General features: G+C 42.4%; 21 protein-coding genes and 1 pseudogene. 4 read left to right on the plus strand and 18 right to left on the minus strand.

From position 1 onward, the window contains the following. The 9 genes and pseudogenes from LG307_RS21475 to LG307_RS21515 form a co-directional block, all read right to left on the minus strand. Positions 1–1,182: a hypothetical protein gene (locus LG307_RS21475; RefSeq protein ID WP_404446414.1), complete on the minus strand. Its 1,182-nt coding sequence runs from the start codon at positions 1,180–1,182 to the stop codon at positions 1–3. Between the two features lie 338 nt (positions 1,183–1,520). Continuing rightward, a complete protein-coding gene (locus LG307_RS21480; protein WP_404446416.1) occupies positions 1,521–2,483 on the minus strand; it encodes a PDR/VanB family oxidoreductase in 963 nt (320 codons plus the stop codon). Positions 2,484–2,500: 17 nt separating this feature from the next. After that, on the minus strand, positions 2,501–2,974 hold the full coding sequence (locus LG307_RS21485; protein WP_404446419.1) for a hypothetical protein: 474 nt from the start codon (positions 2,972–2,974) through the stop codon (positions 2,501–2,503). Beyond that, complete coding sequence (locus LG307_RS21490) at positions 2,971–3,930, minus strand: heme-dependent oxidative N-demethylase family protein (RefSeq protein WP_404446422.1); 960 nt, start codon at positions 3,928–3,930, stop codon at positions 2,971–2,973. Before LG307_RS21490 ends, LG307_RS21485 begins: the two co-directional genes overlap by 4 nt. 102 nt (positions 3,931–4,032) lie before the next feature. After that, on the minus strand, positions 4,033–4,836 hold the full coding sequence (locus LG307_RS21495; RefSeq protein WP_404446424.1) for an alpha/beta fold hydrolase: 804 nt from the start codon (positions 4,834–4,836) through the stop codon (positions 4,033–4,035). 70 nt (positions 4,837–4,906) lie between these two features. Further along, positions 4,907–5,101, minus strand: coding sequence for a helix-turn-helix transcriptional regulator (locus tag LG307_RS21500; protein WP_047969783.1), 195 nt, complete (start codon positions 5,099–5,101; stop codon positions 4,907–4,909). A gap of 5 nt (positions 5,102–5,106) precedes the next feature. Further along, complete coding sequence (locus LG307_RS21505; RefSeq protein ID WP_404446427.1) at positions 5,107–5,631, minus strand: DUF6773 family protein; 525 nt, start codon at positions 5,629–5,631, stop codon at positions 5,107–5,109. 316 nt (positions 5,632–5,947) lie between these two features. After that, a pseudogene (locus tag LG307_RS21510) lies at positions 5,948–6,926 on the minus strand (zinc-binding dehydrogenase). Between the two features lie 20 nt (positions 6,927–6,946). After that, the gene (locus LG307_RS21515) at positions 6,947–7,438 is read right to left on the minus strand and encodes a lactoylglutathione lyase family protein (protein ID WP_404446430.1); all 492 of its coding nucleotides are present in this window, start codon (positions 7,436–7,438) and stop codon (positions 6,947–6,949) included. 93 nt (positions 7,439–7,531) lie between these two features. Between LG307_RS21515 and LG307_RS21520 the strand changes: the two genes are divergently transcribed. Next, the gene (locus tag LG307_RS21520; protein ID WP_404446432.1) at positions 7,532–7,873 is read left to right on the plus strand and encodes a winged helix-turn-helix transcriptional regulator; all 342 of its coding nucleotides are present in this window, start codon (positions 7,532–7,534) and stop codon (positions 7,871–7,873) included. A 69-nt stretch (positions 7,874–7,942) separates the two neighbouring features. On the opposite strand, the gene LG307_RS21525 is transcribed toward LG307_RS21520, so the two are convergent. The 9 genes from LG307_RS21525 to LG307_RS21565 all read right to left on the minus strand — a co-directional run bounded on the left by LG307_RS21525 (position 7,943) and on the right by LG307_RS21565 (position 19,635). Next, positions 7,943–9,985, minus strand: coding sequence for a catalase (locus LG307_RS21525; protein ID WP_404446435.1), 2,043 nt, complete (start codon positions 9,983–9,985; stop codon positions 7,943–7,945). A 96-nt stretch (positions 9,986–10,081) separates the two neighbouring features. Continuing rightward, positions 10,082–10,906 (minus strand): carbohydrate ABC transporter permease, encoded by an 825-nt coding sequence (locus tag LG307_RS21530; RefSeq protein WP_404446438.1) that lies wholly within the window; start codon positions 10,904–10,906, stop codon positions 10,082–10,084. 9 nt (positions 10,907–10,915) lie between these two features. Further along, positions 10,916–11,869, minus strand: coding sequence for a carbohydrate ABC transporter permease (locus LG307_RS21535; RefSeq protein WP_404446441.1), 954 nt, complete (start codon positions 11,867–11,869; stop codon positions 10,916–10,918). A 189-nt stretch (positions 11,870–12,058) separates the two neighbouring features. Beyond that, positions 12,059–13,336, minus strand: coding sequence for an ABC transporter substrate-binding protein (locus LG307_RS21540; protein WP_404446444.1), 1,278 nt, complete (start codon positions 13,334–13,336; stop codon positions 12,059–12,061). 204 nt (positions 13,337–13,540) lie between these two features. After that, complete coding sequence (locus LG307_RS21545; RefSeq protein WP_404446447.1) at positions 13,541–14,566, minus strand: serine hydrolase domain-containing protein; 1,026 nt, start codon at positions 14,564–14,566, stop codon at positions 13,541–13,543. A 242-nt stretch (positions 14,567–14,808) separates the two neighbouring features. After that, positions 14,809–15,759: an ABC transporter permease gene (locus LG307_RS21550; protein ID WP_404446448.1), complete on the minus strand. Its 951-nt coding sequence runs from the start codon at positions 15,757–15,759 to the stop codon at positions 14,809–14,811. Between the two features lie 3 nt (positions 15,760–15,762). Next, the gene (locus tag LG307_RS21555; RefSeq protein WP_404446451.1) at positions 15,763–16,851 is read right to left on the minus strand and encodes an ABC transporter permease; all 1,089 of its coding nucleotides are present in this window, start codon (positions 16,849–16,851) and stop codon (positions 15,763–15,765) included. After that, positions 16,848–18,371 (minus strand): ABC transporter ATP-binding protein, encoded by a 1,524-nt coding sequence (locus LG307_RS21560; RefSeq protein ID WP_404446453.1) that lies wholly within the window; start codon positions 18,369–18,371, stop codon positions 16,848–16,850. The genes LG307_RS21555 and LG307_RS21560 overlap by 4 nt, the downstream gene beginning before the upstream one ends. Before the next feature lie 157 nt (positions 18,372–18,528). Beyond that, positions 18,529–19,635, minus strand: a complete 1,107-nt coding sequence (locus LG307_RS21565) for a BMP family protein (RefSeq protein WP_404446456.1) — start codon at positions 19,633–19,635, stop codon at positions 18,529–18,531. 392 nt (positions 19,636–20,027) lie between these two features. Here LG307_RS21565 and rluF point away from each other — a divergent pair, with 392 nt between their 5' ends. The 3 genes from rluF to LG307_RS21580 all read left to right on the plus strand — a co-directional run bounded on the left by rluF (position 20,028) and on the right by LG307_RS21580 (position 22,791). Then, the gene (rluF, locus tag LG307_RS21570) at positions 20,028–20,735 is read left to right on the plus strand and encodes a 23S rRNA pseudouridine(2604) synthase RluF (protein ID WP_404446459.1); all 708 of its coding nucleotides are present in this window, start codon (positions 20,028–20,030) and stop codon (positions 20,733–20,735) included. Between the two features lie 150 nt (positions 20,736–20,885). Beyond that, positions 20,886–21,998 carry an ABC transporter ATP-binding protein gene (locus tag LG307_RS21575; protein ID WP_404446462.1) on the plus strand — a complete coding sequence of 371 codons (1,113 nt, stop codon included), beginning with the start codon at positions 20,886–20,888 and terminating at the stop codon, positions 21,996–21,998. Further along, positions 21,988–22,791, plus strand: coding sequence for an ABC transporter permease (locus tag LG307_RS21580; protein ID WP_404446464.1), 804 nt, complete (start codon positions 21,988–21,990; stop codon positions 22,789–22,791). Before LG307_RS21575 ends, LG307_RS21580 begins: the two co-directional genes overlap by 11 nt. Position 22,792: the final 1 nt, after the last annotated feature.

Consider the following 22,792-nt stretch of genomic DNA (forward strand, 5'->3'; position numbering starts at 1 on the left):
TTATGCTTTCACAGGTTTTTGTTGATCTTTGGACTCTTTCTCTTTGCCTGTTTTCTTTGCATAGTCAGCAATCAATTTGTAATAGGCATTTGCCATCATCCAGATGCTTTCCTTTTCATCTTCAAAGAAATCGATGTTGTAGCCATCTAGGTTATTGTTTAGTGTTTTTAAATATTCTTTTAACACAGTGGAACCACCGCCGACAAAATAGCAAATCTCTGTCTGGGAGTTTTTCTGCCAAACATTTCTCAATAGGCGATATTGCTTTTTCGCAAGGTCCAAAAGAATACGGTCTGTAATATCATGTACGCTTGTTCTGCTACCGCGTACCATGATGTGGTTGCGATCATTCTTTTTCGTGATAATTTCTACCACGTCTCTTCTGCTGTCAAGCTCGATGCCGTGTTTAGAACGGATTTCTTCACGAATTTGCTCCAGTGCTTCCGAAACTCCAAGGTTGAAACCCTGTGCTTTATCATCATCTACATTACGGTTCTTAATTACTGCGATATCCGTTGAAAGACCGCCAATATCTTGGATAAGAATGCGCTTGTCGATCAAGTCTTTATTAATAATATTTCCATTGTTATCCAATACAAGGTTTATGTAAGCAGCAAATCCTTCCGGATAAACCTTGATCTCATCAAATTTAATATTAACTTTAATGCCTTGGTATTTAGGTGTAATCAAGAATTCTACCTGATGGACGGAACCTAGAAGCTTAGACCGGTAACCAGCGTCCTTGCCTTCTTTCACTTCTCTTAATGGAAGACCTGTCCCCAATGTGTAGTTTGCATCTACTACATTCTTATTACGAGGGAATGTTTTTTCATTTTGAGCGCTTACCGCGTCTAACGCTAACGTTGCGAAGAGCATAACCAATGTCTGATCTTCTTCTGATTTGCTGCTACCAGGGTCTAATTCCGATGCATTGTTGCTCTTTGTTGCCAGATTTCCAATCCGATAGATGGCGTTGTTATCCATCAGGGCAGGGGAGTGAACACGAACATGAATGCCATCTAGTGGATCCTTGCTGTCTAACTCTTCAATTCCGATTACTGGGCGGTCCTCAATATCTCTAGCGATAACATTTGGGATATTTAATTCTGAATCCATTTTCCCAAAAATAGCTTTAATAGAATCATTACCTACGTCAACTGCTGCAATTCTTGAATAAGTCATTGTTCATCTTCCTTTCTTTTCCTCGTTACAATATTTGTTTCCTTTAGAAGAAAATAAAACTAGTAAGTATACGTTAAGCGTACAGAAAGTTTCTCTACTATTCAATCATTCTTATGAAAAGTAATGAAAGTGTAAAAATTGTATACATTTATGTGTACGTTTGTACACATGTACACATTTTAGTTTACTTGTATTCTTATAATGTATACACCTTTACATATCAACATGTGTACGCGTTTGTATACATGTTTACTCTTTTGTCTACAATTGTTTACATTTTGCAAACTTGTATACGATATTTGTAAACTTCTACAATATCCCATTTCATAAGGTGCACTTCAACTAAAACCAATCTTTAATATTTCTGTTTTACTCCGGGATACACATGGCAAAAAACTGACTTGGGATTCCTTTTGTTTAGTTGTTAAGAAGAAATCTAGGTGATGGGCCTTCCCTTTTAGTATCGGAAGCTCACAAGTTCCACAACGTCCGACTTTACAAGAATATGGTGCAGGGTATCCAGCTTCCAAGAGAACATCCAACGTGGTTTTTTCGGCAGGAACAGACAAGAAACTCCCATTTGCGAGTTCTAACAAGAAAGGAAGAGAGCTGGATAAATCGGGTGATGAAAAGTACTCATGGTGAATGCTTGCAGATGGATAACCGTAAGAAGTCGCAGCACGCGAAAAAGAGGTAGTAAACCGATTAGGGCCACATAAATACACATGAGTACCAATATACTGGTCCAGTAAAATACTAGTATCCATTCGATTTCCTTGATCAGAGAAATAGAAATGTGTTTGCCCTGGGTATTCCTGTACTAGAAAAGAGTGAAAGGCACAGTCGTCTCTTGTTTTTGCGGAATAATGAAGTTCAAAGGATCCACCTTGCTCTTTCAATTCTTGCATCATAGATAAAAAAGGTGTTATACCGATTCCAGCGGCACAAAAAAGATGATGCCTAGCACGGAAACTAAGAGGGAAATAGTTTTTCGGAAAACAAATTTGTAAAACATCTCCTATCTCGGCTTTGCTATGTAAAAATATTGACCCTCCTGTGGATCTATCTTGAAGTTTAACGGCAATTTGATAATTATCCCTGCATTCAGGACTTCCAACCAACGAATACCGTCTTTCAAGCTCCCCTCCCCTATCCTTCATGTATAGCATGATGTGAGATCCAGCACTAAAAGCCGGTAACTGCTCATTGTCCGCCTGCACAAAAGTAAAACGCTTAATAGTGGAGGTTTCATTGGATATTGCTATTATTTTTACATCTAACCTATTATCTTGGTTCACCATTAATCCCTCCCCCCTCTTTAAAGTTGTGAAACATATCCTAAATAAGCATCTTTGATTGGAGAATAATGATCTGACAACTCCAATTTCACAGCACACGCAGAACAGATTATGCATTGGCTTTTATTCATCGTTCCCTTTACGATTGATATTCCGTGACACTTACAGCAGAAAATCTTCTTCTCTACTTCTCCAACTCTAATAAACTGTGCTTCTTCCGAGGAATATCCTAACTTATCAGCCATATCCAACAATTCTCTTACCTTCTCCCCTTTCGCTGCAACATATAGGTAGGTCCCCATCTTTTGCATCCCCAGCAGACTGTCCATCTCAGCAGGACTCCATTTTGAAAGGTGTATTTCCTCAAAGGACATCCGATGATTTACTAAGGTGACTTTGATGGAGGCCAACTCTTTCATACCTTCCTCATCTCCGCATAGGAAATAGTGCCTTTTCCCCACTCGGAATGCCGATTTGTTCTTTATAACGTTCACACAACTCCCTCCCCTTTCTTTTCGATATACGCCAGAACTTTATCCTTATATAATGAAATCCCTTTATACTCTGCAATATGAGAAGGGAGCTCCACTAAAATTTGATAGAATTGTCTTTTCCATTCAGGAACTTCCATCAACTTCTCAAGAGATAACAGATGTGTATGGATGGTAAACAAGATGGCATTAGAACGAGGCAGTCGAAAGAGCTTTTGGACCTCTACGCGCAAATGCACGAATTCCCCCGCATTTTCCACCGTTACATTTTTTCTATGCTTTCCCCAAACATCGAAGGTTTCTAACGAGGTATCCATTCTGTGCCCGGCCATCAAGGACCAATTTTTTCTTCCCCAAGGATTCCCCACTTCCAGTCTTAATAAAAATTGCAGAATTCGCTCGTCCAACCCTTCTTCCTTAAATCCCGGAATGGGAAAGTGAATATTTTTAAAGCTCATGCCATGGTTAAAAGCTAATGACCAATTGGCAGGAAAGCACAGTTGGCCTGCATCTAAATATAAATCTCCGTCCCTTTGCAACATAAGGATAAGATCTTCCTGCACATGCCTCCCGATAAAGTCCAAAGGCTCATAGGGTAGAGTAGAGTTATCTCCAATAGTGAATACATGCTCTTCTTGAAGTATGTGGTTAGTAAAGATATGTTTATCTTCTGCTTTTATTAAGGAATAGCTTTGTGGGTAATATTTAGCTAGATCTGTCATGACCAGTTCTAACACCTCCCACTGCGCTTTGTCTGTATGTGGGAATGATTGATAGCAACGAGAGTGGTGGTTGGATAGTAAGGACCTTTTTACTGTCATTTCCTCTTGGTAAGACGCTGTTATTTCCATGCTGCTCGGAGGATGCAAAAGGGTTGAATTATTGGAGTATCGGTAGGTGTCACCTTGAAATGGATAAGGGAATTTCCTTAATTCTTCGCTAAGCTTCAAATCATTCACCCTTTTTCAGAATATTTTATACTCTTTCATTTTAAGGAAAACGACTTGCTTCATCAAGACAAAAGAGCCTGGCCAGTTGTTTGAACGGTGGCCAGGCCCTTCTTATATTGATTTTATAAAATTAGAAACTTCCTGATTGAACTTTTCTGTTTCTTCAAGGAATGGACAATGACAGCTTTCTTCAAACAGCACCAGTTCACTATTTGCTATTGCTTCCTTCAAGTGTTCCCCCGCTGCAACCGGTATGAGTTTTTCCTCTTTTCCAAAGCAAAGCAAGGTAGGTTTGGTTAAAGAAGAAAAAGTGGAACGATAATCGACAATTGATTGATCAAAAAGTATGGCGCTTGCGACCCCTGTTGTCGGTTTCAAGGTTTCCTCAAGCATCCATTCCATTTCTTCAGGGTCCACATCCTCCTTGAACATGAGGGGAATAAAGCCCTTCAGGAAGCTTTCCCTGTTATCTTGAACCTCTCTCATAAAGTGGGTCAAGGTTGGCAAATCAAAGGCCCCTATAGGAAAATCAGGCCACTTAAAATCAGACGCAAGTTCGTCTACAATGACGGTTCCTTTTACATTTGCTTCTCCAAACTGCTGCAGGTATTCCCAAATAACAAAGGCTCCCATGGACCAGCCAACAAGCACCACGTCCTTCAATTCCAGCTTCGAAATGAATGCTTGCAGGTCCTTTGCATAGGTGGAAATGGTGTGCCCCTCAGATACATTAGCTGAATCACCGTGCCCCCTAAGATCTATCGTTATGGCACGATGTTCCTTGCTGAAATATGGCAGCTGTTTTTGAAAGAATTTTCTGCTCATCCATACCCCATGGATAAAAATCACTGGCGTTCCTTCTCCCTGGTCATCGTAATAGAGTTCCACGCCAGGTTGCACTTCCATTTTCGCCAAAGATATCCCCCCTATTGAATGCTATACATAAGTATATTTTTATAGTGGGGAAATTATCTCCTTTTGATTGTTATTCTTCCCAAAATAACTGATCTAACGTTTTAGATAAAGCTTTGCATATAGACAGGCATAGACTAAGGCTCGGGTTGTATTTGCCGAGTTCGATCAGGCCGATTGTCTGTCTGGAAACTCCTACAATCTTAGCAAGCTCCTCTTGAGACAAATCCTTCTCTACTCTAGCTAGTTTCATTTTTATATTTTTCATTTTGTTCACCGCTCGTTTTCGTCTTCATCTAGCTCTTTTTCTGCCACCTTTTTGCTGCGATTTATCGCAGCAAGGAACGTGCTTCCTGATAACAATACTAAAAACGGTATATATATCAATAAAGAAACAAAGAACACCATGAAAAAGTAGGAGTATGCCTGTGCAGTCGTTTCCGCATAATTAAAGGCGCTGTTTAAGCCAAAGAAGATTGCGATGATGACACCAGCAGCAATACCCCAAAAAAGTGTCTTCCATTTCATCGGCACCTTACTTTTCCGATCATGCATTTCTACCTCATCTGACAAGACACCTATGCTTGCACCCCTTGCCGTATAATAGGCTCCTTGAAGGAAGAGTATTGCTAGCTCAGTGTAGATGGAACTCACCCCAAAACCGTACAAATAAAACTTGAACCCAACAGATACGAGACAGATTGCCATTATGAGAAAATAAATTTCCCGGTAAATTTTGTTTTGAGCAGTTACAATGCGCTCATCTTCTACCTTTGTTGCTCCGCCGAAAATATTCATTACCATCACCTCTTTGTAAAATATGGATTATACTTATTATTATACATTTTATATTACTTTATGCAATATATATTTGTCTTTTTGTCATATTTGTTATTTGGTGCTTAATAAGATTTTCTGTTTACTGGCCAAAATTACTTAAATACGAGCCGTTTTGGTGTAAATACTGTCCAAACTTTTAAAATACGAGCGGAACTAAGGCATTTACTGGCCAAACTTCACCCAATACAAGCCAAACGACAAATAAAAACAAATATCGACATCACCTAATTGAGTACAAAAAAAAAGCCGGGAATATCTCCCGACTACATCTATCCTACATCTTCACAATAATCTTCCCTCTAACATGTCTTCCTTGCAGCTCCTTCAGGCCTTCCACTAACTCTTCCCGTGGGAGAACTTTCGATACAAGGGATTCCAGACGACCTTCATTTACCATATCCATTAGCTCTTCTGCCATGAAAGCCAGGTTGCTGACTGCTTGATCATCTCCGCTCGCGTGTGCCGCTCCCAGAGCCACCTCATGGATCGATGGAGATAAGGAGAAGGGGCTTGACACCAGAAAGGTCAGGAGCGCCTGCAATGTACGCCAGATGGCCTGAGAATGCGAGTCGTTCTAAATCTGCTGTTGCCACATCACGACCGACAGTATTTAAGATTAAATCTGCTCCACGACCGTTTGTTTCTTCCATGATGCGTTCTGTCACATTTTCTTCTTTATAGTCAATCGCAACATCCGCTCCAAGTTCCTTTACCCACTCATGATTGGATGTGGAAGCAGTGGTGAACACTTTTAGCCCCCCCATTTTAGCCAATTGAATGGCAAAACCACCAACACCACCGGCGCCTGCATGAATAAGGATGTTCTTTTTATGCGTTGTATTTAATTTTTGAACGACTGCTTCATAGGCTGTCATTCCCGCACATAAAATAGCTGCCTCATCTTCAAAAGAAACTTCATCAGGAATACGTCCCGCTGCTCGTGCATCCACGATCGCAAGCTCTGCAAATGCACCTTTTTTGGCTAAGCTTGTGTGAACTGCAACACGGTCGCCAACTTTAAAGCCGCTTACCCCTTCTCCAACGGAAACTACTTCGCCGGCAAGGTCCACCCCGACAATATGGGGATAGTTCCATGCTGGGTTTCCGTTTGTTGCCACTTTATAATCGACAGGATTCAAGGCAACTGCTCTTACTTTGACTAATAGCTCCCCGTTACCTTCTTTCGGATCCACAATCTCTCCCCATTCGATGTGATCCAGACTTCCTGCTTCTTTTAATAACCATGCTTTCATAACGTTTCCCCTCCAAGAAATTAATAAGCACCGTCTGAATAGGTAAGCTCGTATGAATGCGAGTAGATTTCAACTAAGTTACCGAATGGATCTTCGCAGTAGACCATGCGATATGGTTTTTCACCAGGATAGTATTCACGGATCGGCATGCGCTGCTTACCACCATACTCAACAATTTTCTCTACGAGCCCTTCTACATCAGGGTCTTGCACACAGTAATGGAAAATGCCTGTCTTCCAGTATTCAAAATTGTTTTCAGGTTTTTCATTTTCCGGGAACTCGAACAGCTCTATCCCAATTTTATCTCCGGTAGAAAGATGCGCGATGCGGAACTCCCCCCACCCTTTTCCAAAGACATCGGTGCACATCACACCAATGGCTGAGTCATCCTCGACCACTTCTGCCGGTTCCATGATGACATACCAGCCCATCACCTCTGTATAAAACTTTACTGCTTGTTCCAAGTTAGGAACGGATAAACCTATATGTGAAAATGTTCTTGGATATCTCAAAATTACATCCTCCTCAATTAATATAATTTGCTTATAATGTTAGGGTAAAATATAATGCTTAAATAAAAAAGTACGCACTTTAAGGTAACTGACTTGAAAAAGAAAGGATTGTTAACAGTGGAACCGACAGAATTCCCGGTCAACCGTGCGCTAAATGTCATCGGTGGCAAATGGCGTCCGCAAGTTTATTGTGCCCTTGAAGATGGTCCTAAACGCTTTTCCGAGTTGGAAAGAGAAATTCCAGAAATTAACCGAAAAGTGCTGACCGATCAGCTTCGAGAGCTTGAGCAATTAGGCATGGTCAACCGAACAGAATATCCCGGCAAGGTGTTGCATATGGAATATGAACTGACAGAAGAAGCACTCACGCTCCAGCCGACCATGAAATCGTTATGTAAGTGGGGGACTGGGGAATGCGGGGAGAAACAAGTATAGTCTTCTATAACAGCTAAAAAGCAGCCCCCATTTCTAACGAAGGCCGCTTTTACCCTATTGTGTCCTATATTAGATTTCTTCTCTATTCCAATGTCGGTGCGCTGCAACGGCGTCCACAAAACCTGTCACAAACTGATCTGTCTCATCCCCGCTTACCACACCCGGTGCACCGGAAATCTCTAGTTTCTCCAGCCATTGTTTGCCATCATGAGTGGCGCCGATCGGTTTAAAATGATCGAATGCTTCCTCCACAAAATACGTGGTTTCACGGTCAAATTTCTTGTCGACGTCCTTGCCGCCAACTAGATACAACGCATCAAACAGGACAGAATCACACGTCAAGAACGTATGGTCCACCTCAAGCTCGACACCGCCACTACCGGTCACCTTCCCAAGCTTCGCACTGATAAGTTCCGGCTGCATGCCTTCTGATTTCAAAGATTCAAGAACAGATGCAACTTCCTTGCCATGAAAGTCATTAGAAAGGATAACCCCCACTTTTCTTGTTGCAGGCTTTTTCACTGTATTTTCCTGACTGAGTGCAGGGGAAGATTTTGTAACAGAAGAACCTGCCGCTTTTGGAGGATTAGCATCAATTGCCTCTGCCACTTCTTGTGCAAGCTCCTTGCTGACATTGGCAAACATGTCGACCACCTGCTGTCTCACGTCTTCACTCTTTACTTTTCCAAGCTCAAAGCTGAACGCTTGTTTGATATGATCTTGCTCCGGCATGCTCATGCTGTTCCAGAACATAGTCGCCTGGGAGAAATGGTCTTTGAAACTGTCGCTTCTTGCTCTCACCTTCCTGCCGTCCACCTTCTCCTGATAGTGCACGTAACCACCCTCTGCTTCACTTGCGGGTCTAGGGGTGTTAGATGCTAACGAATTCTTATGGTAGCTTACGGGTCCCTTATTAATCGTATGGCGACCGTAACCATCACGCTGGTTATTATGGAACGGACAAACCGGTCTGTTGATCGGCAGCTCGTGGAAATTCGGTCCACCTAAACGGATAAGCTGGGTATCTGTATAGGAAAAAAGGCGTCCCTGCAATAAGGGATCATTGGAAAAATCTATGCCGGGTACGACATGCCCAGGATGAAATGCCACCTGTTCCGTTTCGGCAAATACATTATCAACATTGCGATTCAAGGTTAGTTTCCCGATAATCTTTACCGGAACATCTTCTTCCGGCCAAAGCTTAGTCGGATCTAGAATGTCAAAATCGAATTGGAACTCATCCTCTTCTGCTAAAAGTTGGACACCAAACTCGTACTCCGGGTAGTCTCCATTTTCAATCGATTCCCATAGATCGCGACGATGAAAATCAGGATCTTTTCCGTTAATTTTCTGCGCTTCGTCCCAGACAAGGGAATGGGTGCCAAGCACAGGCTTCCAGTGGAATTTCACAAAATGGGCTTTGCCTTCTGCGTTCACAAATCGGAACGTATGGACGCCAAAGCCTTCCATCATACGGAGACTTCTAGGGATAGCGCGGTCTGACATCGCCCACATCACCATATGTGCCGCCTCCTGGTTGTTGGCGACAAAATCCCAAAACGTATCATGGGCGGAAGCTGCTTGCGGCATCTCATTGTGGGGTTCAGGCTTTACGGCATGAACGAGGTCAGGGAACTTCATCGCATCTTGAATGAAAAATACTGGAATATTGTTTCCTACAAGGTCATAGTTTCCCTCTTCTGTATAAAATTTTGTTGCAAATCCACGTGCATCCCGGACCGTTTCTGCAGAACCCTTTGACCCTGCAACGGTTGAAAAACGTACAAATACAGGCGTTTTCACGGAAGGATCCTGGAGAAACTTCGCTTTCGTATATTTTTCCATCGACTCATATAATTCAAACTCCCCATGTGCCGCAAATCCCCTAGCATGGACAATTCTTTCAGGGATGCGCTCATGGTCAAAGTGTGTCATTTTTTCTCTGAAGTGGAAATCCTCCATCAAGGTCGGTCCACGTTCACCGGCTTTTAAGGAAAACTCATCCTCTGAGACTTTAACCCCTTGATTGGTGGTCATCGTCTTGCCTTCATCGTCCACCCGATACTGATCTAATTGGTCATGTTTGCTCTGCTCGTTCACTTTTTTACTCAATTCGCCGCTCCACTCCTTAAATTAGATATGTAAAAAAAGGACATACCTTTTTTACGTACCCTGTTAAAAAGAGGAACAAACCACCAGTCAGATAGGCTATTTCACTGCCCCTGCTGTCAGCCCATCCATGAATTGTTTAGAGGCAACAAAGAATAAGATGATCATCGGAAGGGAGGATAGGGTCAATCCTGCAAAAAGCGTCCCCCAGTCCGCGGAATATTCCCCAAACAGGGAAAGCATGCCAACAGGGATTGTCTTTTTCATTTCATCGGTAATAAAGATTAACGGGAAAAAGAAATCGTTCCATGATGAGATGAAATTGATGATCATCACAGTTCCCAATGCTGGTCTAATCAGAGGAATCAATACGCTCCACAATATTCTGAGGTCGCTTGCCCCATCCATTCTTGCCGCTTCCTCCAACTCCACTGGCATCGTCCGGAAGAAACCGGTCAATATGAGGATGGATAATGGAATCCCTCCTGCTGTGTACATAAAAATGAGGGACCAAAGCGAATTTAACAAGCCAAGATCTTTCATCAAAATAAATAAGGGCACAATCCCAAGTTTGATGGGAATCATCATCCCCATCAGGAAAAAGAAAAATAAGATATTATTCCACCAAAACGTATATCTGGCAATATAGAATGCCGCCAAAGATGTGGTGACAAGGATGAGAAGCACAGATACGACACTGACAAACACACTATTGAAAAAGTAGGTTCCAAACGGCACTTCTTCTAGCAACCTTCTATACGTATCGAAGCTGAAGCTCTTTGGAAAAGAAAGAGGGTTCATGAAAATCTCAGCACTCGGCTTAAAGGATGACAAAACCATTAACAAGATGGGATACAAGCTGATCGTGGCGAATGCAAAGGCAATAATATAGTAAATTGGTCTAGTCCATAATGTTTGTTTCACCTTTTCCACCTACATTTCCACTTGTTTTTTTTGCATGAATTTAAGTAATAGAGCGGTACATGTTGCGATGAACAGGAAAAGCACGACGGCAAGTGCAGAACCCAGTCCTACTGCCGTTGAGTCTCCTGCTGCTGAACCACCGAATGCTAGACGGTAAAAGAATACTGCCAACAAGTCTGTGGAGTAATAAGGCTCCCCCTGCGACCCTTGCATGGCATAGACAAGTTCGAATGCCTCAAAAGATTGAATGAAGGTTAATACGGTCATGATCATGATAGAAGGAACCATCAATGGGAGAATAATTTTGGTGATTACCTTTGCCCCATTCGCACCATCCAATTTTGCCGCTTCTATCAACTCTTTCGGAATGGATTGAAGTCCTGCCAAAAATATCAACATCGCAAAACCAATACCAAACCAGCAATTGACCAGGATGATAGCCATCAGTGCCGTTTTAGGGTCCCCAAGCCAAGCTTTTTGCAGGGATTCCATACCAAACTCACCTAAGATCACGTTCAGTGCACCAAAGTTAGGGTTCAATATCAGCTTCCATAGGAAACCTACGACAATAACAGACAATAATCGCGGAAGGAAATAAGCAATCTTTAAAAATTCCGATCCTTTGATTCTCTTGTAGATAATAAATGCCAGTACAAAAGCAATTCCGTTTTGCACCACCATCTGCACGACAAAATATACTACATTGTTTTTGGCTGCATTCCAGAACATGTCACTGAATGGTTGCAAGGTGAAGAGGTCAATGAAGTTTGCCAGCCCTACAAACGCCCCTCTTGTGATGCCGTTCCAGTCATAAAAGCTATAGGATAAGGCTGCTACTAGTGGATAGACGATGAAAATGCTGAAGATAAGCAGGGCGGGAATAGGGAAAAGATGGATGGCCCATCTTTTCCAGTTTCTCGTTTTCTTTTGTTTGACAATGGGTGTATTGGTTTCGATTTGCATATTCTCCGCCACCTTACTTATTATTGTGCTATTTTGCTTGTACACCGCTGTTGATTTCCCCAAATGGCTTCGCTTTCCGCGGGGCGACCTTGAGCCTCCTCACAAAGCTTGCGGGTTTCAACAATGTCGCTTCTCCCCCGCAGGAGTCTTCGCCTTTTGCTCCAATCAACAGCTTGAAAACTATACTATTTATTGAAACGGCTCAAACCATGCTTCTGTGTTTTCTTGTAGTGTTTGGACGACGCCGTCTACGTCCTGTTCCCCGATATACATACCTTGCAGTTCTGTTTCAATGGTTACTTTGGAGGATGGATTACCACCGGCAAAGTAAACAAGCATCATATATGGTGTGGAATAGTCACTTACTGCTTTGCTAAGCTCATTCACTAATTCATTGTCGGATTGGACGCCCGGAATGGCACTGATCATCTTGAAGTTTGTCGTGAACAGTTCACCAAACTCTTCGGTTGTCAGGAATTCCAGGAATTTCTTTGCTTCTTCTTTATGCTCGGAGTTAGCATTGATTCCAAAGGATCCATCCACCCAAGTTGTCAGTGTAGGCTCGCCACCAACCGCTGAAGGCATTGGGAAGAAACCAAGTTCTAAATCAGGATTCATCTCCCTTAATACTTCAATCTCCCAGCTGCCTAACGGGAACATCGCCGCCTGCCCTGTGAAGAAAAGTGTACGGATGTCTTCCATGCCAAGTCCTTCTGAGTTGTTAGGGAAGTATGCTTTCAGCTCTTCCATTATTTCAATGGATTTTACGAACTCAGGGCTTGTGAAATCTGTTTCTCCCTTTGAGATCTTCTCTACGAATTCATTTCCACCCCAATGCGCAGGACCGAAGATTCCGTGTGCCAGTGATAACAACCAGCCTTCTTTCGTTCCAAATGCTAGAGGCGTAACTCCTTCATCTTTCAGCTTTTTATTGATTTCCATAAACTCATCCCACGTTTTCGGCTCTTCAAGTTCATGCTCTTTGAAAATAGCTTTATTGTAAAATACTTGTGTCGTACTTAAGTTCAAAGGAACACCATATTGTTTGCCGTCTTCTCCTCTAGATGCCTGTAATGTTTCATCCGGGAAGATATCCAATCCGTTTAAGCCATCGATTGGCTCCACATAGCCCGCTTTTGCCAACTCAAGTCCTGGTGCATATGGACGCAGGTGTATGATGTCTGGGCCTTCTCCTGCTTGCAGGGAAGTGTTTAGAATCGTGTTATACTCCGTATTTTTTGACGGTTTGAATTCCACTTTAATTTCTGGGTGCTTTTCGTTGAATGCCTCAATCACTTTTTGGTAGTTGGATGAATCCTCTGTTCTCCAGCTTCCGATGGTCAGTGTGACACTGTCTCCGTCCTTGTTGTCGTTGTTTGATCCTCCAGATTCGTTGGAGCATGCTGATGAAACCACTAGCATTAGTGCCGTTAAGCCTAATAACCAAATTCTCCCTATACCCTTCACCGTAAATCCCCCTTGTTTTTAAAATGTGAATCTGTAAAACACCGCTGGTGATTTCCGCGCTAGGCTTCGCTTTCCGCGGGGCGCTGCTGGAGCCTCCTCACAACGCTTCAGGGGTCTCCACCTAGCGCTACCTCCCGCCGGAGTCTCAGCCTTTCGCTCCAATCACCAGCTAGAAACGCCATGAAATAAAAGAGACTATTCTATTTATGATGTCTCCCCTTGGATGGAGGAGTGTATCATTGAGTGCAATGTTTTTCTGATGGTTCGTATGTTGGTCGACCTGCCGTAATGAACGGCATTGGTAAGGAATGCAACGATCAGTTCATTCTCTGGGTCGACCCAGACACTGGTGCCGGTGAACCCTGTATGGCCGAATGAGCCTATAGGCCAGCTTTGCCCGCAGGACAACGGATCTCCTTCCCCATTCCATACTTCAAATCCCAGTCCCCGATTATTTTGCTTATGGTGAGTAGCCATTCGCATCAAGTCTGGTGGGATAACATCCTGTTCCTCTGGATATAAAAAGTGCGCAGCGAACCTTTCGATATCTTTGGCAGTGGAAAATAACCCGGCACTGCCGCTCACTCCTCCCAGGTGTAAGGCTTTCTCATCATGGACTTTTCCTTGAATGAAAGACGTCCCGAACTTTTCTGTAGATGCAGAAAACGCTTTCATATCCAGTGGTAGATTAAACCTTGTATTATGTAATCCCCAAGGTGTGAAAATCTGTTCCTTCGTAAAGATATCCAGCGACTGACCGGTAGTTTTCTCTATGATTTTCCCTAAAATAATCATTCCCAGATCACTATAAGCGACCGATATTCCCGGATCCTGCCTAAGCTCCGTCCGATAAATTACATCCATCACATCCCTTTGCCCATCCCTTGCCACATACGGAAGGTCTGGCGGCAACCCTGAACGGTGAGTGAGCAGGTCCTCCACTCTCACTTTTTCATGTCTGAATTCAGGCAAATAATGTTTCACTTGCTTTTCAAGATGCAAGTCTCCTTTACTCACCAACAATAGACTTGCAGGAAGAGTTGCCACCACTTTGGTCAGGGAGGCAACATCAAATAAAGTAGATTCCGTTATGGGATAGTTCTGCCCATCCGCTCCTATAAAGCTACCGGCGGCTTTGTAACACTGAAGTTGCCTCTTCTTGCTCACATAAAGAACCGCTCCCGGCAACTCCTTGTTTTCTATTAAGCTATCAATATAATTTTTATACATGCCGTTTGGACGCCTCCACTGCTTTACGTTTAATACCCAATGACCCATTTAAATTTGTACATAATTTTGATAATTCTTACTATTTATAATATAAAATAATAATTCATATATCAATCCTCTTTTTGTAATTTTATTTCAATGACTTTACGCCTATTATATAGCTGAACCTTGCGTAAAAGAACTGGATAAATAGAAAACACGCCCCCCATAAAAGAGAGCGTGTTAGTAAACTACTATCTACCTTATCGCTTACCAGAGTCAAATGGTTCTCCCACCGCTTTTGGTGCTTGAGAGGATTTAGAGAACACGATTAACGCGATTAACGTTACAACGTACGGGAATACCTTCAAAAATACTGGCGGAATGACAGCCAAAGAAGGAATTACCTGTGAAACGTTTGCAACTGTAGTGGCAAATCCGAAAAATAGAGTTGCCGCCAGGATTCCAAGTGGTTTCCATTGTCCGAAGATCAAGGAAGCAAGTGCCAAGAAGCCCAGTCCTGCAACGGTACCGTTGAATTCTCCACCGGTTGTTACGATGAACACCGCTCCGCCAAGACCAGAGAAAGCTCCCGAGATCATAACACCGATATAACGCATTTTGCTTACGCTGATTCCCGCTGCTTCTGCTGCATGTGGATGCTCACCGCATGAGCGCAGGCGTAATCCGAAAGGTGTTTTATAAAGCATGAATGCACTTAAAAGCAAGATGGCAAGAACAAGCCAAGTCGTAGCATAGGTCCTAGTGAACAGCAAGCTGCCAATCACAGGGATATCTGATAAAAATGGAATATTGAAAGGCTTTAATGTACTGATTTGGATGTTTCCGCTGCCTGTAATATTACGTGCCAAGAACACCGTGATAGCTGCAGCAATCATATTGATAGCTGTTCCACTGATAATCTGATTGGCATGTAGATTAATACTTGCAAATGCATGAAGGAGCGAGAACAATAATCCCATTAAGGTTGCAAGCGCAAGACCGATCCAGATTGCCTTTTGTTGACCAGGCATTATTTCCTGCATTTTTAGGATAACAAGCGCCCCTGTGAATGCCCCAATGACCATTAATCCTTCTAAACCAATGTTAACAACTCCACTTCGCTCACTGAATAAAGCGCCTAACGCTGTGATCAAAAGAGGGATAGTGAAGATAATTGCGTACGGCGCTATCTGTTGAATCACTGTCCACATACCTTATACCTCCTCCTTCTTCTCAGTTGTTTGTTGAACAATCGCTGGTTGTTTTTTATTTTTCTTCTTATTAATAAAGAAGCGAATCATTCGATCAATTAAAATACTTGTTGCAGCAAAATAGATGATGATTGCAATGATGGAATCCGCTATTTCTGGTGGAATATCTGTCATGGCATTCATAAATCCGCGACCAGAATACAAAAGGCCGAAGAAAACAGCCGCTAACAATACTCCGATACCAGTATTTGCTCCAAGAAGTGCCACGGCAATACCGTCAAATCCTTGGGAAGGTAGGATTCCTATTTGGATACTTGTTGCATTACCTGCGTAAAATGCCACTCCACCAAGACCAGCTAAACCACCGGCAATTACCATGGAAGTAACAATACTTCTGTTTACCGCAATACCTGCATATTCCGCTGAATCACGGTTAAATCCTACAGCCTTCAACTCATACCCCAGCGTGGTTTTATTGATGATAAAGGAGAAGATGATTACGGCAATTGCTGCTATAAATAAACCAAGGTTAATATAAGACCCATCAAACATTTCTGTTAAAATTGGCGTGCGTAAAGATGCGGATTCTGGTAGTTTTTTAGATTCTGTTTCCAAAAACTCACCTTTAAAATAAGTAGGCACCGCATAATAGACTGTCCAGTAGGCAATCCAGTTCATCATGATCGTAGAAACTACTTCATGTACGTTGAACTTTGCCTTCAAAAGCCCAGGGATAAAGGCCCAAAGTGCTCCTCCAATAAAACCTGCCACGACCATCATTACTAATAATACCGGTCGAGACAAATCAAACGTCAGTCCGACAGCAACTGCACAGAAACCACCGAAGAGCATCTGTCCTGCCGCTCCGATATTAAACAAGCCGGTACGGAAGGCAAAAGCTACTGATAATCCCGTAAAAATAAGCGGCGTCGCTGTTGCGAGCGTGTTTCCTATCCTAGATAGGTTTTTCAATCCGCCTTCAAATAAATATTTATATCCCTCAACAGGATTGTTTCCTGTGACTGCCATCAATATCGCACCTGCAATTAAACCGAAAAGGACAGCAAGCAACGAGATTATGCTATTTCTCATTCTTCTTCCCCCTTCATCACGCCTGCCATCATCAGACCAAGTTCGTTCTCGTTTGTTTCCTTTGCATTCACGATTCCGACTAGTTGGCCATTATTCACCACAGCAATGCGATCAGAAACATTTAATACTTCATCTAACTCCAAGGAAACGAGCAAAACCGCTTTCCCTTTGTCTCGCTGTTCCACAAGTCTTTTGTGGATGTACTCGATCGAACCAACATCCAGTCCGCGAGTCGGCTGAACTGCAATAAGAAGGGTCGGATCCAATTCAATCTCCCGTCCGATTACCGCCTTTTGCTGGTTACCACCTGAAAGGGACCTGGCAACGGATTTCCCGCCTTCACCAGAACGGACATCAAAGCTTTTAATGATATTATCTGCATGTTTTTTAATCGCAGCAAAATTGAGCACGCCACGCTTTGAGTACGGCTCTTTATGGTACAGTTCTAAAACCATATTTTCTTCAATCGTATAATCCAAGACAAGTCCGTGCTTATGACGGTCTTCCGGAATATGGGCGATTCCGCTTGCGATTCTAGAACGAACCGGCATTTTTGTAATGTCTTTTCCTTCAAAAAGAATAGTCCCGGAATCTGCTTGCTTCAAGCCTGTAATGCTTTCCACAATTTCAGACTGACCGTTCCCGTCCACCCCTGCGATTCCAAGGATTTCCCCTTTTTTCAGTTCTAAAGACAAGTTTTTCAGGGCTACCACATCTTTGCCCTTCTTTACTGAAACATTCTCCATCTTCAATACCACGTCGCTTGGAGTCGCTTCTGTTTTTTCGACCTTAAAGTTGACTTCACGTCCGACCATCATTTCGGCCATCTGTTCTTTACTTGTTTCAGCCACATTTACCGTGCCAATTGTCTTTCCTCTTCTGATAACCGTACACCTGTCTGCCATTGCCTTAATTTCTTTTAGTTTGTGGGTGATGATGATAATAGATTTGCCTTCTGCGATCAGATTTTTCATAATCTTCCCTAGTTCCACTATTTCCTGAGGGGTAAGGACTGCAGTAGGCTCGTCCAAAATCAATACGTCAGCTTGACGATATAGCATCTTCAGAATTTCCACACGCTGTTGCATGCCGACGGAAATGTCTTCAATCTTGGCGTGAGGATCCACATTCAAGCCATACTTTTTCGACAATTCTTCAATTCTTTTGCTGGCCGTTTTCTTATCAAGCACATACATTTTATGCAATTCAGAACCAAGCATAATGTTTTCTGTTACCGTAAAGTTACTGACCAGTTTGAAGTGTTGGTGAACCATCCCGATACCAAGTTTTGTCGCGACATTGGGGTTGGCAATCTTCTTCTCTTTGCCATTGATTTTTATAACGCCTCTATCCGGTTGATACATACCGAACAAAATAGCCATCAGTGTTGATTTCCCGGCACCATTTTCTCCAAGAAGGGCGTGAATTTCCCCTTGCTTCAGACGAAGTGTAATATCATCATTGGCAACTATTCCAGTAAATTCTTTCCGGATATTGAGCATCTCCACTACATAGTCCATAGAGTGATTCTCCCTTTATTGTTTATTTATCCCAAGAGGACAGACAACTAACCTCTTACTTTTGCATTAAAAAAGGCGGGTCACCCCGCCTTCTCTTTATCAATCTGAATCTAGCAAACAAATTTGCTCTAGATGATTACGCCAGGTACTGCACGTATTACTTGATCAAATCGCCTTGCTCAGCAGATACTGGCACATCACCGGATTTGATTAGTTCAAAGATCTCATCTACTTTAGTAATTGTTTCTTCACTTAGGTTTGGATTTTCTTCAGGAAGTCCTACACCATCATTTTTCGCATCGAATGTAAGAGTTTCGCCACCTGGGAACTCTCCATCGATTTCTGCTTTGATCATATCAGCAGCAGCTGTGTCGATTTTCTTCATTGCAGAAGTTAGGACTACAGATTCACCATTGTCCATTTTTCCTTCTTCGTACTGGTCAACGTCTACTCCAACCATCCATACTTCGTCTCCGCCTTCAACACGAGTTTTAGCTTCGTTGATTGCCCCAACGCCAACTCCACCCGCTGCTGCGAAAATAACATTTACACCACGGTCGAACATTGCTCCAGCAATTTGCTGACCTGCAGCTACATCATCAAATGTACCTTGGTACACTACGTTTTCTTCTTTAATGCTTACATTTGTATCTAAGTTTTCGTTAGCATATGCGATTCCTTGTTGGAAGCCCCAGTTGAACTTCTGAACTGGAGGAATTTCCATACCACCGATAAATCCAGCTTCGCCTTCTTTTAATTCTAGAGCTGTAGCAACACCAGCCAAGAAACCAGCTTCGTGCTCAGCGAAGAAGATAGATACTGTGTTTTCGCCTACTACCGGATTGAAGTCACCATTGTGTGGAGCTCCATCGATAAGAACGAACTTTGCATCTTCAAATTGGCTTTGAGCTTGGAAAACTGCTGTTTCAAATTTAAATCCAGGAGTAACAATAAATTTAAATTCTGCATCATATAAGTTTGTAATTTCTTGCATGTAGTCAGCTTCAGTAGTACCAGCCGGCTTTAAGTATTTCTCTTTGATTCCGAAATCTTCTTTTGCTTGAAGAATCCCATTCCAAGTTCCTTCGTTAAAAGATTTATCATCAATTGTACCAGCGTCCGTTACCATTCCGACCATCATGTCAGAACCGCTACCGTCACCAGATGCAGTGTCAGAGCTACCGTTGTTGTCCGAACCGCAACCTACTAAGAAGATCATCGTCGTTAACACCGTGATGATCGTTGCAATTAATCCCTTTTTCATTTTGTAATTCCCCCAAAATTATAAATTTATAGTAAAGTGAAAACCCTTACTAACTTTACTATATTCTTAAACTTCTAATATTTCAATATATGTTTTTCAAAGATAGACATATTTTCATGATTAAAAATACCTAGTTTTAAAAAATGTCGAAAATTTGCAGATAAATACTACGATTCTCTCATTTTCATTGGTAGAAATTACATAAAAGGGGTCTGACCCGCTCCCCTTTAAAGCATTAAAGCAACCTCCCAGAACCTCAACGCTCCTACGAGTCTTTGCTCCATTTGTAAGGGGTACTTTGTTTATTGTATGATAGGGTACATATAGAGCATTATTCCTCTACTCTTCCTATATAAGGGTGAGTTCATTTTCATATAAGGACGTGTACTAGAATGAGAATCAATAAATTTATAAGTGACTCTGGTGTTGCCTCTAGGCGTGGAGCCGATAAGCTGATTGAAGAAGGCAGAGTGAAAATTAATGGCAAGGTTGCGAAGATCGGCGGTCAGGTAAATCCCGGTGACGAGGTATTGGTCAACGGGCAACTGATCCGGATTGCCAGAGACAATGTTTATATCGCTTTGAATAAACCGATTGGCATCACTTCCACCACCGAAAAGCAGGTGAAAGGAAATATCATCGATCTGGTCAATCATCCTCTCCGCCTGTCTCATATCGGTCGTCTTGATAAGGAATCAGAAGGTCTGATCCTGCTGACCAATGACGGCGACATCATCAATGAAATTTTGCGACCGGAAAACAAGCACGAGAAAGAGTATATTGTATCTGTCGACAAGCCGATTACTCCGGACTTTGTAAAGCAAATGTCAGGAGGCGTAAAGATCCTTGGTACCAAAACACTTCCTTGTGAAGTCGAACAGCTGTCGAAGTTCGATTTCAGAATTATTCTTACGCAAGGTTTAAATCGTCAAATCCGCCGCATGTGTGCGGAGCTTGGATACGAGGTATTGAGATTGCAACGCACGCGAATTATGAATATCGAACTCGGAAACCTGCCGATGGGACAGTGGCGCGACCTTAGCAAAAAGGAGAAACGCCAGTTGTTTTCCGAATTGAATTACGAGCCGAAAGAATGGTAGAAAATATGCTTGCCCCGCCGACCATAAATTGGTTGCGGGACAGGCATTTTTTTATATTGTTTTTTCAGGTAATTCCTGTATAATTGTCCCGAATCATGAATTATTATGCTTATAAAATAAATAACTTCTAATATAAATAGGGAGGTTGCTATGACTAACGCAATTATTCAATTTAAAGATGTCCGCAAGCAATTTGATAATGATCCTGCTGTGCTTAATGATGTCAGTTTTGAAATAGAACGCGGGAAATTCTATACCCTGCTTGGCCCATCCGGCTGCGGGAAAACGACCATCCTTCGTTTGATTGCCGGCTTTACGGAGGCAACTGCGGGGGACATTTATTTTAACGGGAAAAAAATCAACGATGTACCCGCAAACAAACGTCAAGTGAACACCGTTTTTCAAGATTATGCTCTGTTCCCTCACTTAAATGTATTTGAAAATGTCGCTTTTGGGCTGAAGATTAAAAAATTGAAAAAGGGTGATATTGAAAAGAAAGTGAACGAAGCACTTAGTTTTGTTAACCTCGAGGGCTTTGAATCTCGTGAAATCCGAGAAATGTCCGGCGGTCAGCGCCAGCGTGTTGCTATTGCGCGTGCCATCGTTAATGAACCGGAAGTAATTTTGCTAGACGAACCACTATCAGCACTAGACCTGAAACTGCGTACAGAAATGCAGTATGAATTAAGGGAGCTTCAACAGCGTCTTGGTATCACGTTTATTTTCGTTACCCATGATCAGGAAGAAGCTCTTGCAATGTCAGATGAGATCTTTGTCCTTAATGAAGGGAAAATTATTCAAAGCGGGACGCCGACAGATATTTATGACGAGCCAATCAACCGGTTTGTGGCAGACTTTATCGGGGAATCCAATATTGTGGAAGGTCGAATGATCAAGGATTTCCTTGTGGAATTTGCCGGCAAACAATTTGAATGTGTGGACAAGGGATTGAAAGATGACGAGAAGGTGGATATTGTCATCCGACCTGAGGATTTGGCAATCACCACACCAGCAGAAGGTAAGCTGCAGGTACGCGTGGACTCCCAACTGTTCCGCGGCGTTCATTATGAGATAAGCAGTTATGACCAAGAAGGAAACGAATGGCTTGTTCATTCGACGAAGAAGGCTTCTGTCGGGGATCAAATTGGATTGTATTTTGACCCGGAGGCAATTCATGTTATGCGCCTTGGCGAATCCGAAGAGGATTTTGATAGACGTTTAGAGGGCTATTCCCATACAAGCGGAGAGAACCATGGAAAATAGAGTAACGAAGAATCTTTACTTTATCCCTTATGCGCTTTGGATTGCGCTGTTTGTCATAGCGCCGATATTACTTGTTCTCTATTATTCCTTTTTTAACATAGAAGGCACCTTGTCACTAGAAAACTATCAAAAGTTCTTTACTCCCGTCTATTTAAAAATGACGTTGAGTTCGTTTTGGTATGCGTTTTTAATTACCGCTATCACACTTTTGATTGCCTATCCGACGGCATTATTGTTAACTAAAACCCGTCACAAATACCTTTGGCTTTTGTTGCTTATTGTTCCTTCTTGGATCAATCTGCTCCTGAAAGCTTATGCCTTCCTAGGTATCTTCGGCACTTACGGTATGGCCAACAGCTTTTTAGAAGTAATCGGAATCGGTTCTAAACAACTTTTGTTTACAGACTTCAGTTTTGTGTTTGTTTCGGTCTATATTTTTATTCCGTTTATGATTTTGCCAATTTTCAACGCATTGAATGAACTGAACCCGACATTGATTGATGCCGCAAACGATTTGGGTGCTTCCCGCCTTACAACGTTTTGGAGGGTCACATTGCCCCTTACTTTAGACGGAGTAAAGGTCGGATGTCAGATTGTATTCATTCCGGCATTATCGCTGTTTATGTTAACAAGATTGATAGCCGGTAACAGGGTCATCACCCTTGGAACCGCCATAGAACAGCATTTCCTTGTCACTCAAGACTGGGGGATGGGTTCGACTATTGCCGTATTTTTAATTATCATCATGTTCCTTTTCATGAAATTGACAAGCAGCAGAAAGCGAGGAATCTAAC

Origin of the sequence: Sutcliffiella horikoshii, from assembly GCF_044809035.1 — a bacterium.
Classification (GTDB): Bacteria; Bacillota; Bacilli; order Bacillales; family Bacillaceae_I; genus Sutcliffiella_A; species Sutcliffiella_A horikoshii_G.